This window comes from Pseudomonas sp. G166 (assembly GCF_037027455.2).
Lineage (GTDB): Bacteria > Pseudomonadota > Gammaproteobacteria > Pseudomonadales > Pseudomonadaceae > Aquipseudomonas.
In genome coordinates this window covers 3,970,965-3,985,846 of sequence record NZ_CP146985.1, presented here as the reverse complement: position 1 = coordinate 3,985,846, position 14,882 = coordinate 3,970,965, and the positions used below count along the sequence as shown (strand labels likewise).

Below are 14,882 nucleotides of genomic sequence, written 5' to 3'. Positions count from 1 at the left end.
CAACAATGAACAAGCCCCTGCGTTTTGCCCTGAATCGAATGGTTGCCCCGCGCCTGTCACTGCCCGCTTTCATCGACCTGGCCCTGGCGTTGAAAACCGATGCCATCGAGATCCGCAACGATCTGAAGGGCGTCGAGATCGAAGACGGCATGCCGCCGGCCCGCGTGCGTGAATTGTGCGAGGCGCGGGGCATCAAAGTGCTGTCGATCAACGCCCTATACCCCTTCGACGTGTGGAATGAAGAACGCCGCGCCCAAGCCGTGCGCCTGGCCGACTACGCCCGTGAATGCGGTGCCGAGGGGCTGGTGATGTGCCCCCTCAACGACCGCGCCGACCCACGCAGCGAAGCTGAACGCGCGGCGGGGTTGCGCACGGCCCTCAGCGAACTGGCGCCGATCCTGCGGGCCTTCGGCATCTACGGTTTCATCGAACCGCTGGGTTTCGAGGAGTGCTCGCTGCGCCGCAAACGCACGGCGGTGGAAGCGATCAAGAGCATTGGCGGGCTTGATGTGTTTCGCCTGGTGCATGACACCTTCCACCATCATCTGGCCGGCGAGCGGGAATTCTTCCCCGAACTGACCGGGCTGGTGCACATCTCCGGTGTCGAGGATGCCCAGGCGCCGTTGGCAACGATCCGGGATGGTCATCGGGTGCTGGTGGGCGAGGCCGACATCCTCGGCAATGCCGCACAGATCGAGGCGTTGCGGGCCGGTGGTTACGAGGGCTACCTGTCCTTCGAGCCGTTCGCCGAGAGCGTCCATGAGCTGGCCGACATTCGCCAGGCGTTGGGGGCAAGCATGAATCACCTGCAGAGCTCCCAGGCCTGACCTGATTTCCTGAACGATGGAGAACCCCCTGTGGGAGCGAGCTTGCTCGCGATGGCGGCAGCACATCCAACATCAAAGCCGCCTGGCCCACCGCTATCGCGAGCAAGCTCGCTCCCACAGGGGACTGAGCCAGCCGCTGAATTTGCATTCCAGACAAGGTGCAAGCATGACCACAACACGACTGACCATGGCCCAGGCCCTGGTGAAATTCCTCGATAACCAGTACATCGAGGTCGATGGCGTCCAGAGCAAGTTCGTCGCCGGGGTCTTTACCATCTTCGGCCACGGCAATGTATTGGGCCTGGGCCAGGCGCTGGAGCAGGACAGCGGCGACCTGGTGGTCCATCAGGGCCGCAACGAGCAGGGCATGGCCCACGCCGCCATCGGCTTCGCCAAGCAGCACCTGCGTCGCAAGATCTACGCCTGCAGCTCGTCGGTCGGCCCCGGCGCGGCGAACATGCTGACCGCCGCCGCCACGGCGACGGCCAACCGTATTCCGTTGCTGCTGTTGCCCGGCGACGTCTACGCCAGTCGCCAGCCGGACCCGGTGCTGCAACAGATCGAGCAGTTCCACGACCTGAGCATCAGCACCAACGATGCCTTCAAGGCCGTGAGCAAATACTGGGACCGCATCAACCGCCCCGAGCAATTGATGACCGCCGCGATCCATGCGATGCGCGTGCTGACCGACCCGGCCGAAACCGGCGCGGTGACCCTGGCGCTGCCCCAGGACGTGCAGGCCGAAGCCTACGATTACCCGGATTACTTCCTGCAAAAACGTGTTCATCGCATCGACCGTCGCCCGGCCACCGAGGCGATGCTCGGCGATGCCCTGGCGTTGCTCAAGGGCAAGCGTCAGCCGTTGATCATCTGCGGTGGCGGCGTGCGGTATTCCGGAGCGAATGCCGCGTTGCAGGCCTTTGCCGAGCGCTTCGACATTCCCTTCGCCGAGACCCAGGCCGGCAAAAGCGCCGTGGTTTCCAGCCACCCGCTGAACGTTGGTGGCGTCGGCGAAACCGGTTGCCTGGCGGCGAACCTGTTGGCCAAGAAGGCCGACCTGATCATCGGTATCGGCACTCGCTACAGCGATTTCACCACAGCATCGAAATGGTTGTTCCAGCACCCTGATGTGCAATTCCTCAATTTGAACATCAGTCCGTGCGATGCCCTGAAACTCGACGGCGTGCAACTGCTGGCCGACGCGCGTTCGGGCCTGGAGGCTCTCTCGGCCGCGATGGGCGACTATCGCGCCGAATGGGGCGGGCAGGTCGCCGATGCCAAGGTCCAGTTGGACGCCGAAGTGGACCGCGTCTATCAAGCCGACTTCCAGACCGAGGATTTCGTCCCGGAAATCAACGATCACATGGACCCGGCGGTGTTTCGTGAATTCATCGAGCTCACCGGTTCCTGCCTGACCCAGAGCCGCGTGTTGGGCACGCTCAATGAAACCCTGGCGGATGACGCCATCATCGTCGCCGCCGCTGGTAGCTTGCCCGGCGACTTGCAACGCAGTTGGCGCAGCAAGGGCGTGAACACCTATCACCTCGAGTACGGATATTCATGCATGGGTTACGAGGTGAATGCGGCACTGGGGGTCAAACTCGCCGAGCCCGACAAAGAGGTGTACGCCTTGGTGGGCGATGGCTCCTACATGATGCTGCACTCGGAATTGGCGACCTCGATCCAGGAGCGCCGCAAGATCAATGTGGTGCTGCTGGACAACATGACGTTCGGTTGCATCAACAACCTGCAAATGGAACACGGCATGGACAGCTTCGGCACCGAGTTCCGCTTCCGCAATCCTGACACCGGCAAGCTCGACGGCGGTTTCGTGCCGGTGGACTTTGCCATGAGTGCCGCGGCCTACGGTTGCAAGACCTACAAGGTGAAGACCCTCGACGAGCTACACGCGGCCCTGGCCGATGCGCGGTTGCAGACGGTTTCCACGCTGATCGACATCAAGGTCCTGCCCAAGACCATGATCCACAAATACCTGTCGTGGTGGCGGGTCGGCGTGGCGCAAGTCTCTACCAGTCCCCGCACCGATGCGGTCGCCAAGATCCTTAACGAACGACTGGCCAAGGCCCGTCAATATTGATTGCCCCACCAATACGAAAGGAGTTTTCCATGTCTTTGAAGCTGGGCGTCATCGGCACCGGGGCCATCGGCCAGGACCACATCCGTCGTTGCAGCCAGACCTTGCTCAACAGCCAGGTGGTGGCGGTGACCGACATCAACCTGCAACAAGCGGCCAAGGTCGTTGCCGATCTCAAACTGACCGCCGAGGTCTACCCCGACGGTCATGCGTTGATCAAGGCGCCGGACGTGGAGGCGATCCTCGTCACCTCCTGGGGCCCGAGCCACGAAGAGTTCGTGCTGGCGGCGATAGCGGCGGGCAAACCGGTGTTCTGTGAAAAACCCCTGGCGGTCACGGCCGAAGGCTGCCGCAAGATCGTCGAGGCCGAAATCGCCCACGGCAAGCGCCTGGTGCAGGTCGGTTTCATGCGCCCATACGATGAAGGTTATCGGGCACTCAAGGCGGTGATCGACAGCGGCCAGATCGGTGAACCGCTGATGCTGCACTGCGCCCACCGCAACCCGAGCGTGGGGGAAAACTACAAGACCGACATGGCCATTACCGACACTTTGATCCATGAACTGGATGTGCTGCGTTGGCTGCTGGCCGATGACTATGTTTCGGTGCAGGTGGTGTTCCCGCGCAAGACCAGCAAGGCCCACGCCCATTTGAGAGACCCGCAGATCGTCCTGCTGGAAACCGCCCGGGGCACGCGCATCGACGTGGAAGTGTTCGTCAACTGCCAGTACGGCTACGACATCCAGTGCGAAGTGGTGGGGGAGACCGGCATCGCCAAACTCCCGGAACCGTCCCAGGTGCAACTGCGCAGCGGCGCCAAGCTGTCCAATGCGATCCTGATGGATTGGAAGGACCGCTTCATCGCGGCCTACGACGTCGAATTGCAGGCCTTCATCGACGGCGTGCGCGCCGGGCACGTGGGCGGGCCGTCGGCCTGGGACGGCTTCGCCGCAGCGGTGGCGGCGGATGCTTGCATTCAAGCGCAGCAGAGCGGGCAGATCGTCAAAGTCGAACTGCCCGAGCGCCCGCGTTTCTACGGCTAAATGTATTCCCTGTGGGAGCGAGCCTGCTCGCGATAGCGGCGGGTCAGTCGACACCATGCAGGCTGATCCGGCGCTATCGCGAGCAGGCTCGCTCCCACAGGGTGCGGCGTTATATTCAAGTAGGGAGCTTTCATGCGAATCGGACTAGTGGGCTACGGCAAGGGCGGGCGGTTTTTTCATGCGCCGCTGATCAGCAGCCTGCCGGGGGCTACGTTCGTCGGTGTGGTGACCCGGTCCGCTGAGCGGCGCGAGCAACTGGCGAGTGATTACCCGCACGTCCAGGCCTTCGACACGCTCGAACAACTGGTGGCGGCCGGCGTCGATGCGGTGGTGGTGTCCACGCCTTTGGATGGTCGCCCGGCCATTGTGCTGCAGGCCATCGAACTCGGTGTGGCGGTGGTCAGCGACAAGCCATTTGCCCCTGACGCCGCCCAGGCCGAGGCGATGGTGCTGGCGGCCGAACGCCGCAACGTGCCCTTGAGCGTGTACCAGAACCGTCGCTGGGATTCGGATTTCCTGACCCTGCGCAAACTGCTGGCGTCCGGAGCCCTCGGGCAGATCATTCGTTTCGAATCCAGCGTCGAACGCTATTCGCCGACCTCGGTGGGTAAGGGCAGCGGCGGCGGATTCCTGCGCGACCTCGGCAGCCACTTGGTGGACCAGGCGCTGCAACTGTTCGGGCCGGTGACGCGGGTTTATGCCGAGCTGGACTACCGGCAGCCAGGCCAGGTGTTCGACAACGGCTTCTTTATGTCCTTGACCCATGCCAACGGTGTGATTTCCCACCTGAGTGGCAATTGCGTGCAAAACGCCCCGCGTCCGCGTTTTCGGGTCAATGGCACCCAGGGCTGCTATACCGTCGAAGGCCTGGACGGCCAGGAAGCCCAGGCGCTGGCGGGATTGAGCCCGGCGACCGAGGGCGAACGCTGGGGCGCTGAAGAGCATCGGCGTTGGGGCTGGTTCGAACACGGCACCGAGCGCGAGCGGGTGACCTCGGAGCGCGGCTGTTGGCTGGTGTTCTATCAGCGTCTGCAAATTGCGTTACAGGGCTCTGGTCCACTGCCGGTGGAGGCCCGTGATGCCTTGGCGACCACGCGCATCCTGGACGCTGCAAGGCACAGCGCCGAGCAGGGCGAAGTGGTGATTCTGGCCACGCCAATCGGCCATGGAACAAAAAACGAATAAAATTCTAAAATGAGTTGATATGGAAAATATTTTCCAATAAAGTCGATTCCAGGTTACCGACAATCCTGTCCGCCTCCTGCCAGGCCCAGCCTTGAATGGATGAAGGACGAAACAAAAACAAGAAACACAGCTAGGTACCGTCGATGAAAACCTTCAGCCGCTCTGCGTTTCACCTGCCACATCTGCTACGCCTGTCCGCAGTCCTTCCCCTGTTCGAATCCCTGTGTATCCAGCGCAAGGGCGCCATGGTGTGTTGCATGCCCGGCGCGCCCATCGTGCGCTTGCCCCGTTCCTGATCCGCTACGCCTTATCCATAAGACCAACAAAAAAGTGGAGAAAGACCGTTCATGAAGACCAAGACCCGTATCGCCTCGTTGGCCCTGTCGTTGATGCTCACCAGCGGCGCTGCCCTGGCGGACCTGAAGATCGGCGTCAGCATGTCCCAGTTCGATGACACCTGGCTGACCTACCTGCGCGAATCCATGGACAAGAAAGCCAAGTCCTTCCCGGACGGCGTCACCTTGCAGTTCGAAGACGCGCGCAGTGACGTGGTCAAGCAATTGAGCCAAGTGGAAAGCTTCATCAGCCAGAAGGTCGATGCGCTCATCGTCAACCCGGTGGACACCGCCGCGACCCAGCGCATCACCAAGGCCGCCGTGGCCGCCGGTATCCCCCTGGTCTACGTCAACCGCCGCCCGGATGATCCCAAGTTGCCGGAAGGGGTGGTCACCGTGGCCTCCGATGACCTGGAAGCCGGTCGCATGCAGATGCAATACCTGGCCGACAAGATGGGTGGCAAGGGCGACATCGTGATCCTGTTGGGTGACCTGGCCAATAACTCCACCACCAACCGCACCAAGGGGGTCAAGGAAGTACTGGCCAAGTACCCGGGCATCAAGATCGAACAGGAACAGACCGGCACCTGGTCCCGCGACAAGGGCATGACCCTGGTCAACGACTGGCTGACCCAGGGGCGCGACTTCCAGGCCGTGGTGTCCAACAACGACGAGATGGCCATCGGCGCCGCCATGGCCCTCAAGCAAGCGGGTACCAAGAAAGGCAGCGTATTGATTGCCGGGGTCGATGGCACGCCGGACGGCTTGAACGCCATCAAGAAAGGCGACATGGCGGTCTCGGTGTTCCAGGACGCCAAGGGCCAGGCCGATGGCTCGATCGACACGGCGGTGAAAATGGTCAAGAAACAGCCGGTCGAGCAGGCCGTCTGGGTGCCGTATCGCCTGATCACGCCGGAAAACGTCAATCAGTTCAAGTGACGTTTAACGTACTGCTACCACAACAATAAACAGGCAGGGTCGCCCGCTGACCTTGCCGAGGGAGTACCTGATCATGTTCGCTTCAGCGACTGCTTCGAGCGCCCCGGCGATGACCTTCCGGCCGGACGTAATACCTGATGAACCGTATCTGCTGGAAGTCGTCAATGTCAGCAAAGGCTTTCCCGGCGTGGTGGCCCTGTCCGATGTACAGCTGCGAGTACGCCCCGGTTCCGTGCTGGCCCTGATGGGCGAGAATGGCGCGGGCAAATCCACCTTGATGAAAATCATCGCCGGCATCTACCAGCCGGACGCCGGTGAACTGCGCCTGCGTGGCAAGCCGGTGACGTTTGACACGCCCCTGGCGGCCTTGCAGGCCGGCATCGCGATGATCCATCAGGAACTGAACCTGATGCCGCACATGAGCATCGCCGAAAACATCTGGATCGGCCGCGAGCAGCTCAACGGCCTGCACATGGTTGATCATGGTGAAATGCATCGCTGCACCGCCAGGCTGCTGGAACGCCTGCGGATCAACCTCGATCCTGAAGAGCAAGTGGGCAACTTGAGCATTGCCGAGCGGCAAATGGTCGAGATCGCCAAGGCCGTCTCGTACGATTCCGACATCCTGATCATGGACGAGCCGACCTCGGCCATCACCGAGACGGAGGTCGCCCACCTGTTCTCGATCATCGGCGACCTCAAGGCCCAGGGTAAGGGCATCATTTACATCACCCACAAAATGAACGAAGTGTTCACCATCGCCGATGAAGTGGCGGTGTTTCGCGACGGTGCCTACATCGGCCTGCAACGGGCCGACAGCATGGACGGTGACAGCCTGATTTCGATGATGGTCGGGCGCGAATTGAGCCAGTTGTTCCCGGTTCGGGAAAAACCCATCGGCGAGTTGGTGCTGTCGGTGCGCGACCTGAGCCTGGACGGCATCTTCAAAGGCGTGTCCTTCGACCTGCATGCCGGGGAGATCCTCGGTATCGCCGGGTTGATGGGCTCGGGCCGGACCAATGTGGCCGAGGCGATTTTCGGCGTGACCCCGAGTACCGGCGGTGAAATCCTGCTGGACGGCCAACCGGTACGCATCAGCGACCCGCACATGGCCATCGAGAAGGGCTTCGCGCTATTGACCGAGGATCGCAAGCTCAGTGGCCTGTTTCCGTGCCTGTCGGTGCTGGAGAACATGGAAATGGCCGTGCTGCCCCATTACGTCGGCAACGGCTTCATCCAGCAGAAAGCCTTGCGCGCCTTGTGTGAGGACATGTGCAAGAAACTACGGGTCAAGACCCCGTCCCTTGAGCAGTGCATCGACACCTTGTCCGGCGGCAACCAACAGAAAGCGCTGCTGGCCCGTTGGCTGATGACCAACCCGCGCATCCTGATCCTCGACGAGCCGACCCGCGGCATCGATGTCGGTGCCAAGGCCGAGATCTACCGGCTGATTTCCTACCTCGCCAGCGAAGGCATGGCGGTGATCATGATTTCCTCGGAACTGCCGGAGGTGCTGGGCATGAGCGACCGGGTCATGGTGATGCACGAAGGCGACCTGATGGGCACCCTCGACCGCAGCGAAGCGACCCAGGAACGAGTCATGCAATTGGCTTCAGGCCTGTCCTGATGCCCGTCAGTCCAGATAAAAAAGGTGAATGGCTATGAACGCGATACTGGAAAACAAACCTGCGGCCGCACCGGCCAGGGCGCGTCGGCGATTGCCGACGGAACTGAGTATCTTCCTGGTGCTGATCGGTATCGGCCTGGTCTTCGAGATGTTCGGCTGGATCATGCGCGACCAGAGCTTCCTGATGAACTCCCAGCGCCTGGTGCTGATGATCCTGCAAGTGTCGATCATCGGCCTGTTGGCCATCGGCGTGACCCAGGTGATCATCACTACCGGTATTGACCTATCGTCCGGCTCGGTGCTGGCGCTGTCGGCCATGATCGCCGCCAGCCTGGCCCAGACCTCGGACTTCGCCCGCGCGGTATTTCCTTCCCTGACGGATTTGCCGGTGTGGATCCCGGTGGCGGCCGGGCTTGGCGTCGGCCTGCTGGCCGGGGCGATCAACGGCAGCATCATTGCCGTGACCGGCATCCCGCCGTTCATTGCCACCCTTGGCATGATGGTCTCGGCCCGGGGCCTGGCGCGCTATTACACCGAAGGCCAGCCGGTGAGCATGTTGTCCGATTCCTACACCGCCATCGGCCATGGCGCGATGCCGGTGATCATCTTCCTGGTGGTGGCGGTGATCTTCCACATTGCCCTGCGCTACACCAAATACGGCAAATACACCTACGCCATTGGCGGCAACATGCAGGCGGCACGTACGTCGGGCATCAACGTCAAGCGCCATCTGGTGATCGTCTACAGCATCGCCGGGTTGCTGGCGGGGCTCGCCGGGGTGGTGGCCTCGGCGCGGGCGGCGACCGGCCAGGCCGGCATGGGCATGTCCTATGAGCTGGACGCGATTGCAGCAGCGGTGATTGGTGGCACCAGCCTGGCCGGTGGAGTGGGGCGCATCACCGGGACGGTGATCGGTGCACTGATTCTCGGGGTGATGGCCAGCGGTTTCACCTTCGTCGGGGTCGATGCCTATATTCAGGACATCATCAAGGGGCTGATCATTGTGGTGGCAGTGGTCATCGACCAGTACCGCAACAAGCGTAAACTCAAGCGCTGAACGTCCCGTTCTGCGACAAAGCGCCACGCCTGACCCGCGTGGCGTTGCCATTTGTCTTCTTAATACAGCTATTGCACCGAATTTCTTGTTATAAACGCACTCCGATGACCGCCGAAAGCCTGTCAGAGAACATTTGAAGGGGGTGTCGGACATTTTCCCTATGTTTTCAGTTGCTGAGGCCTCGACTCGGCCTTAGACTGCCGCCCCTCGTAAATTGAGTGCCGGGTGGCGCTTGGAAGAGACGGCGCCTTCTCGATGAGCGTGGCAGCTGCGCTGCGGGACGCTCCATAATTCGCCTTAATGCACGTTTTTTTATAGAGATATCAATGACAAAGGAAAAGTTGCTGGCCATGCCGGCGGATGACTACATGAATGCCGAGCAGCTGGCTTTCTTCACCAAGCTGTTGCAGAACATGAAAGTCGAAACCCACGAGCGCATCGAACAGAACCGAATCGCCATTGAGAGCCTGGACACCCCGGCTGACCCTGCAGACGCTGCTTCCGTAGAAGAAGAGCGGACCTGGCTGGTCAACGCCATCGATCGCGACCAGCGCATGCTGCCTCAACTGGAGCAGGCCCTGGACCGCATCAACGACGACAGCTTTGGCTGGTGCGACGACAGCGGCGAGCCAATCGGCCTCAAGCGCCTGCTGATCAGCCCGACCACCAAGTACTGCATCGAAGCTCAAGAACGTCACGAGCAGATCGACAAGCACCAGCGTCAGGCCTGACCCAGCGGTTCAAACAAGGATCGCAGCCTTCTTACCAAAGGCTGCGATCTTTTGTTTTCGTCTATCGACTGTTTGTCGACTACCGTTGATTTGCTGCAAGAACACGACTAATGGACCATGGATAATGGCTAGGTAGTGGCGTTTAATGCAGTCATAACAACGAGAAGTGTGGGTGACGAACATGGCGACAGACGGATCTCTGGCGGGTGCGGTGCCTGCCTCGGTGCCTGGGACAAAAAACGCAGCACGCTGGCTGACACCGACCCTGCAAAGTCTCGCCTTGACCTTGCTGCTGTGCGGCATGGCCCTGGGCGGCTGGTCGTTGTACCTGGTCCTGCCCCTGGTGATGTTGATCGTCTGGTTGCCGCGCTTGCGCTCGCGCATGAGTACGACGGCGGAACCGGCGGCGGTCGACAAACTGGCTGAATTGACCCGCGATTTGTCCTACACCACCAGCCATAACGCATTGTCGGCGGCCGGTGTTGCCTATTCGGTCAAGCAACTGGCCGGCAAGGTCCAGTCGCAACTCGACGCCGCCGCGCAAATCGTCAGCAACGCCGAATCGATGATCGCCACCGAGCAAGCCACCTCGCAGCTCAGCCAGCAGGCCCTGGGCGCCGCCAGTGAGGCTCATCGCAGCAGCGTGGCCGGGCGCAGCGAACTGGTGGAGTCCATCAGCCGCATGCACCAGCTCAGCCAGCGCGCAAACGACAGCCGCGAGTTGATCGAGGCCTTGAGCGTGCGCAGCGATGAAATCCAGCGGGTCAGCCTGGTGATCCAGTCCATTGCCAGCCAGACCAACCTGCTGGCACTGAACGCGGCCATCGAAGCGGCACGCGCCGGTGAGCATGGCCGTGGATTTGCGGTAGTGGCCGATGAGGTGCGCGGCCTGGCCGGGCGCACGGCGGCAGCGACCGGTGAGGTCGGGGTGATGGTGGCGGACATCCAGCAGCGCACCGCGCAGGTGGTGGAGCAGATCCGGCAATTGGCCACCGACCTGGACAGCGGTGTGCAACAGGTCGAGCACACCGGCCAGCATCTGGAAAACATTGCCCGGCTCGCAGAGGGGGTGGAGACTCAGGTCAGCGCCATCGCCCAGGGCACCGATACCAACCGCGAACAACTCGACAGCCTGTTCCATGCCATCGAGCAGATGCGCGGTGACCTGTCCATCAGCGATCAGCAGACCCAGCGCCTCGCCGAGGCGGCGGTACAGATGGAAGGCCAGGCCGAAACCATCAGCGAACGCCTGGCCGAGGTTGGCCTCGACGATTATCACCAGCGGGTCTATGACCTGGCACGGGAAGGGGCGAGCCAGATCGCCGCGCAGTTCGAGGCCGACATCGACCAGGGCCGTGTCAGCCTGGAGGATCTGTTCGACCGTAATTACCAGGCCATCCCCAATACTCAGCCAGCCAAATACCAGACTCGTTTCGACCGCTACACCGACCAGGTGCTGCCGGCAATCCAGGAGCCATTGCTCGCCCGCCATGAGGGCCTGGTGTTTGCAATTGCCTGCACCCAGCAGGGTTACGTACCGACTCACAACAAGGTCTTCAGTCAGCCGCTGACCGGCGATCCCCAGGTGGACACGCTGAATAATCGGACCAAGCGCAAATTCTCCGATCGCACCGGGATTCGCTGCGGCAGCCACCAACAGCCGGTGCTGTTGCAGACCTACACTCGGGACACGGGGGAATTGATGCACGATCTTTCCGTACCGATCATGCTCAAGGGGCGTCACTGGGGTGGTTTACGGTTGGGTTATAAACCGGAGAAGCCGCGGTAGCTCAACTCGAACAAACCTGCAGGTGTGCAGGCTATCGATCGTTCCCACGCTCCTGCGTGGGAATGTCGCCAGGGACGCTCCGCGTTCCGCTTCTGGAAGGTGACGCAGAGCGTCACGGGATGCATTCCCACGCAGAGCGTGGGAACGATCAACCCATAAATCCCCTCGCCATCGGGGACTCATGGGGTTTGGATGCTATTTCCCGTCGTGCAGGCGCACGTTCAGTTGATCCACCAGTACCGCTTCTTCGCCGTCGGCGAGGAGCCATTCCTGAAGCAGGTCTTTCTGCTGGTCCGACCAGAAATCGGCTTCCACCAGTTTGATCTCCGGCGCCAGCGGGTGCGCCATGATGAAATCGTCGATGGCTTTGCCTTCCGAGGGCAGGCCTAGTTGGTCGAACAGGGTATTGAGTGCGTAGGATGGCTGTTCCATGGGGGACTCCTTTGGGCGGGCGCCGTCATGGCGCCTCGGTTGCTTCCCTCTATCTGAGGCACACGCCCGTCAGGAGTTCGATCGGACTCAGGCTTTCAAGGCCCCTTCATCCACCGCAGTCTTCAGCGCCTTGGCCGCTTCCCTGGCGGCCTCGGCGGCGATGTCCGCGGTCTTGAACCAGCGATCCTTTTCCACCTGGTGACAAGTGACGGTGGTCAACGGTGGTTTGGCGCGCATCACAATGACGGCCTGGAACTCGCCTTCGACCTCTCTGGCTTCGCCCCGGATAAAAAATTCGCCAATATCAAATTCCGTCACGTCGCGCCTTCTCTTCAAAAGTCATGGTGTTGGTGCGCGATCCGCCGATAGGAGACGGTCTTCGCGGGCGGGCAGTATGGCAGCAGTTGCCTGTCGGCGGCTGAGTTAAGTCATGGACGGGCGTATATGAACTCAGGCGCTGCGTTCCAGACGCCTGGCCAGGAAACAAGCTTCGTTATGATCGGTGCGGAATCCTCTTACGCGTCCAGTCGACGTTTCTTCAATATGAAAGAAGCACTTGCCGGCCAGAACGACCCGATAGCGCGGTTGAATCAACGAGACTGGAAGACAATCGACCCTGTCGGACGTGTCGTGGGGGGGCACGATGCAAGGGGCTACGGGTTGGTCCAGGGGGGTGAAAGTGGCCATGTGAATTCCTTTTCTATGGTTTACCGACGAATTGTCGAGTACTTCGGGTAGTCTCCACGCCTGCGGCTGCTCTAGAATCGGCAGCACCGTGTAGACGGTTGTGCCTATCTAAAGCAATTTTTTTTGGGCTCGATGTCAGAAAAATGCTTTTTTAAGTGGGAAATTTCCCTAAAGTTAGTAGTCCCATCTTTTCCGATGCTCAGAGTGGCGTTTTCCTTCAGCCTCTGACGACCCCTCGGGAAAGACGGCGAGAGCGGCAATCCTTTAGTCTCTTCTCGCCTGGGGCAGGGCGCGCCGTTTACCTCGAATTTCAGTTACAGGTCCATTGCGACAATACAGTCGGCACGGGTTCTCGTGGTCCGTCCTTTTCCGAGGGCGGGCCGTTTTCAAAGATGGGGATGTTTCCTTGGCAGTAAGTAATCTCGACATGCATGCGTTATTTGTACTTGGTGACCTGCGGGCAAAACTGGTCAAACAATTCCAGTCACGTTTCGTCTACATCACCGAGCAGACCGCCGAAGGTATTTATGTTGCCGAAATCGACACCGAGTCGGCCCTGGTGGTCGATGACAAGCCCAGGCTTGAACTCAAGGTAGGTGATCACTTTCGCGCAGCGGTATTGCCCAGTCGCGAGGGCGGCAAGTTTGAAATCAGGTTTCGTGAAATCAAACTGACGGTCTACGGTCTTGGGGACTACGCCTTCGTCACCACCCCCGCAGGCCATGCGATCCTGTTCAAGGAAGGCCATAGCGTGGTGACCGTGTTCGCGGCCAATGAACAGCTGCAAGAAGGCTTGACCAAGACCTTGAAGGCAGTCACCGCCAAAGCCGCCAAGTGGCGCAAGGGTGAACTGGTGACGTTCAAGGCCAGCGAGTGATGTCTGCTGTGTACCGGTGAGTGTCGGGTTTGCAGGGGCTTCGGGCGCTCAGGACGGGTAACAGTTTTAACAAGATATCGCTGGAACCTCGGCTACAGTCAGTTGACTGAACTATTCAGAGGCTTGCGTTCGCTGACGCAGGGCCGTTCAGCTATTGCTGTGTCTGGTACGAGGTACAAAGCATGAAACGAGTTCGACAATGGCTGGCTGCCTGGGCCACCCTCGCTGCGTTGGTTTCGCCACTTCCGGCGTCGGCCGCTTCAGCGCCGATCCACTTTGCCGACTTGAACTGGGAAAGTGGCAGCCTGATCACCGATATCCTGCGGATCATCGTTGAAAAGGGCTATGGGCTTGCGACCGACACATTGCCGGGTACCACCATTACCCTGGAAACCGCCCTGGCCAATAACGACATACAAGTGATCGGTGAAGAGTGGGCCGGGCGCAGCCCGGTGTGGGTCAAGGCCGAGGCCGAAGGCAAGGTGATTGCCCTGGGCGATACGGTCAAGGGGGCGACCGAAGGCTGGTGGGTGCCGGAATACGTGATCAAGGGCGACCCGGCCAAGGGCATCAAGCCCCTGGCACCGGACCTGCGCAGCGTTGAAGACCTGGCGCGCTACAAGCACGTGTTCAAGGACCCGGAAAGCCCCGACAAGGGCCGCTTCCTCAACAGCCCCATCGGCTGGACGTCCGAAGTGGTCAACAAACAGAAACTCAAGGCCTATGGCCTGTCCGACAGCTATGTGAATTTCCGCAGCGGCTCGGGGGCGGCGCTGGATGCGGAAATCAGCTCGTCGATCCGCCGGGGCAAGCCGATCCTGTTTTATTACTGGTCGCCCACGCCGTTGCTCGGACGTTTCAAGCTAGTGCAACTGCAGGAGCCACCGTTCGATGCCGAGGCCTGGAAAACCCTGACCGACGCCGACAACCCCAACCCGAAACCGACCCGTTCATTGGCCTCGAAGTTGTCGATTGGCGTCTCCGCGCCGTTCCAGAAGCAACACCCGGACATTGCCGAATTCTTCAGCAAGGTTGACCTGCCCATCGAACCGCTGAACAAAGCCTTGGCCGAGATGAGCGAGAAGCACACGCCTCCCCGTGAAGCTGCCGAGGCGTTTCTCAAGGCTCACCCGCAGGTCTGGCAGGCCTGGCTGCCCAAGGAAGTGGCAGACAAGGTGTCTGCCAGTCTCTAGCGTTGAGGAGAACTCTTGATCCTGGGCAATGAGTCAGTGGCTGGGATCTGGCAATCTGCGCCGGT

Annotated in this window: 15 protein-coding genes; 12 read left to right on the top strand and 3 right to left on the bottom strand. The window is 60.8% G+C overall.

Annotated features, from left to right (window positions below):
• Positions 1–5: 5 nt before the first annotated feature.
• The 10 genes from SGN16_RS17175 (at position 6) to SGN16_RS17130 (ending at position 11,628) form a co-directional block, all read left to right on the top strand.
• Positions 6–827, top strand: a complete 822-nt coding sequence (locus SGN16_RS17175; protein WP_335945682.1) for a TIM barrel protein — start codon at positions 6–8, stop codon at positions 825–827.
• Between the two features lie 166 nt (positions 828–993).
• Positions 994–2,925, top strand: coding sequence for a 3D-(3,5/4)-trihydroxycyclohexane-1,2-dione acylhydrolase (decyclizing) (gene iolD / locus SGN16_RS17170; protein ID WP_335945681.1), 1,932 nt, complete (start codon positions 994–996; stop codon positions 2,923–2,925).
• 29 nt (positions 2,926–2,954) lie between these two features.
• Positions 2,955–3,965, top strand: coding sequence for a Gfo/Idh/MocA family oxidoreductase (locus SGN16_RS17165; RefSeq protein WP_335945680.1), 1,011 nt, complete (start codon positions 2,955–2,957; stop codon positions 3,963–3,965).
• Between the two features lie 132 nt (positions 3,966–4,097).
• Complete coding sequence (locus SGN16_RS17160) at positions 4,098–5,150, top strand: Gfo/Idh/MocA family oxidoreductase (protein ID WP_339101689.1); 1,053 nt, start codon at positions 4,098–4,100, stop codon at positions 5,148–5,150.
• A 143-nt stretch (positions 5,151–5,293) separates the two neighbouring features.
• Positions 5,294–5,446, top strand: a complete 153-nt coding sequence (locus tag SGN16_RS17155; protein WP_186710408.1) for a hypothetical protein — start codon at positions 5,294–5,296, stop codon at positions 5,444–5,446.
• A gap of 51 nt (positions 5,447–5,497) precedes the next feature.
• Positions 5,498–6,424, top strand: coding sequence for a sugar ABC transporter substrate-binding protein (locus SGN16_RS17150; protein WP_339101688.1), 927 nt, complete (start codon positions 5,498–5,500; stop codon positions 6,422–6,424).
• Between the two features lie 73 nt (positions 6,425–6,497).
• Positions 6,498–8,051, top strand: a complete 1,554-nt coding sequence (locus SGN16_RS17145; RefSeq protein ID WP_210639196.1) for a sugar ABC transporter ATP-binding protein — start codon at positions 6,498–6,500, stop codon at positions 8,049–8,051.
• A gap of 34 nt (positions 8,052–8,085) precedes the next feature.
• A complete protein-coding gene (locus tag SGN16_RS17140) occupies positions 8,086–9,108 on the top strand; it encodes an ABC transporter permease (RefSeq protein WP_210639195.1) in 1,023 nt (340 codons plus the stop codon).
• A 326-nt stretch (positions 9,109–9,434) separates the two neighbouring features.
• Positions 9,435–9,839, top strand: a complete 405-nt coding sequence (locus tag SGN16_RS17135) for a TraR/DksA C4-type zinc finger protein (protein WP_003202859.1) — start codon at positions 9,435–9,437, stop codon at positions 9,837–9,839.
• A gap of 181 nt (positions 9,840–10,020) precedes the next feature.
• Positions 10,021–11,628 (top strand): methyl-accepting chemotaxis protein, encoded by a 1,608-nt coding sequence (locus tag SGN16_RS17130; protein WP_210639194.1) that lies wholly within the window; start codon positions 10,021–10,023, stop codon positions 11,626–11,628.
• A gap of 195 nt (positions 11,629–11,823) precedes the next feature.
• Here SGN16_RS17130 and SGN16_RS17125 read toward each other — a convergent pair whose 3' ends face one another.
• The 3 genes from SGN16_RS17125 to SGN16_RS17115 all read right to left on the bottom strand — a co-directional run bounded on the left by SGN16_RS17125 (position 11,824) and on the right by SGN16_RS17115 (position 12,747).
• A complete protein-coding gene (locus SGN16_RS17125) occupies positions 11,824–12,060 on the bottom strand; it encodes a DUF2789 family protein (protein WP_210639193.1) in 237 nt (78 codons plus the stop codon).
• Between the two features lie 87 nt (positions 12,061–12,147).
• The gene (locus tag SGN16_RS17120) at positions 12,148–12,378 is read right to left on the bottom strand and encodes a hypothetical protein (RefSeq protein WP_210639192.1); all 231 of its coding nucleotides are present in this window, start codon (positions 12,376–12,378) and stop codon (positions 12,148–12,150) included.
• Positions 12,379–12,510: 132 nt separating this feature from the next.
• Positions 12,511–12,747: a hypothetical protein gene (locus SGN16_RS17115; RefSeq protein WP_246883015.1), complete on the bottom strand. Its 237-nt coding sequence runs from the start codon at positions 12,745–12,747 to the stop codon at positions 12,511–12,513.
• Between the two features lie 427 nt (positions 12,748–13,174).
• Here SGN16_RS17115 and SGN16_RS17110 point away from each other — a divergent pair, with 427 nt between their 5' ends.
• Positions 13,175–13,624 (top strand): hypothetical protein, encoded by a 450-nt coding sequence (locus SGN16_RS17110; protein ID WP_210639191.1) that lies wholly within the window; start codon positions 13,175–13,177, stop codon positions 13,622–13,624.
• A gap of 182 nt (positions 13,625–13,806) precedes the next feature.
• On the top strand, positions 13,807–14,817 hold the full coding sequence (locus SGN16_RS17105) for an ABC transporter substrate-binding protein (protein ID WP_339101683.1): 1,011 nt from the start codon (positions 13,807–13,809) through the stop codon (positions 14,815–14,817).
• The last annotated feature ends 65 nt before the right edge of the window (positions 14,818–14,882 follow it).

Coding starts and splice junctions, on each gene's coding strand:
- SGN16_RS17175 (WP_335945682.1), top strand. CDS start 6: ATGAACAAGCCCCTGCGTTTTGCCCTGAATCGAATGGTTGCCCCGCGC.
- iolD (WP_335945681.1), top strand. CDS start 994: ATGACCACAACACGACTGACCATGGCCCAGGCCCTGGTGAAATTCCTC.
- SGN16_RS17165 (WP_335945680.1), top strand. CDS start 2,955: ATGTCTTTGAAGCTGGGCGTCATCGGCACCGGGGCCATCGGCCAGGAC.
- SGN16_RS17160 (WP_339101689.1), top strand. CDS start 4,098: ATGCGAATCGGACTAGTGGGCTACGGCAAGGGCGGGCGGTTTTTTCAT.
- SGN16_RS17155 (WP_186710408.1), top strand. CDS start 5,294: ATGAAAACCTTCAGCCGCTCTGCGTTTCACCTGCCACATCTGCTACGC.
- SGN16_RS17150 (WP_339101688.1), top strand. CDS start 5,498: ATGAAGACCAAGACCCGTATCGCCTCGTTGGCCCTGTCGTTGATGCTC.
- SGN16_RS17145 (WP_210639196.1), top strand. CDS start 6,498: ATGTTCGCTTCAGCGACTGCTTCGAGCGCCCCGGCGATGACCTTCCGG.
- SGN16_RS17140 (WP_210639195.1), top strand. CDS start 8,086: ATGAACGCGATACTGGAAAACAAACCTGCGGCCGCACCGGCCAGGGCG.
- SGN16_RS17135 (WP_003202859.1), top strand. CDS start 9,435: ATGACAAAGGAAAAGTTGCTGGCCATGCCGGCGGATGACTACATGAAT.
- SGN16_RS17130 (WP_210639194.1), top strand. CDS start 10,021: ATGGCGACAGACGGATCTCTGGCGGGTGCGGTGCCTGCCTCGGTGCCT.
- SGN16_RS17125 (WP_210639193.1), bottom strand. CDS start 12,060: ATGGAACAGCCATCCTACGCACTCAATACCCTGTTCGACCAACTAGGC.
- SGN16_RS17115 (WP_246883015.1), bottom strand. CDS start 12,747: ATGGCCACTTTCACCCCCCTGGACCAACCCGTAGCCCCTTGCATCGTG.
- SGN16_RS17110 (WP_210639191.1), top strand. CDS start 13,175: ATGCATGCGTTATTTGTACTTGGTGACCTGCGGGCAAAACTGGTCAAA.
- SGN16_RS17105 (WP_339101683.1), top strand. CDS start 13,807: ATGAAACGAGTTCGACAATGGCTGGCTGCCTGGGCCACCCTCGCTGCG.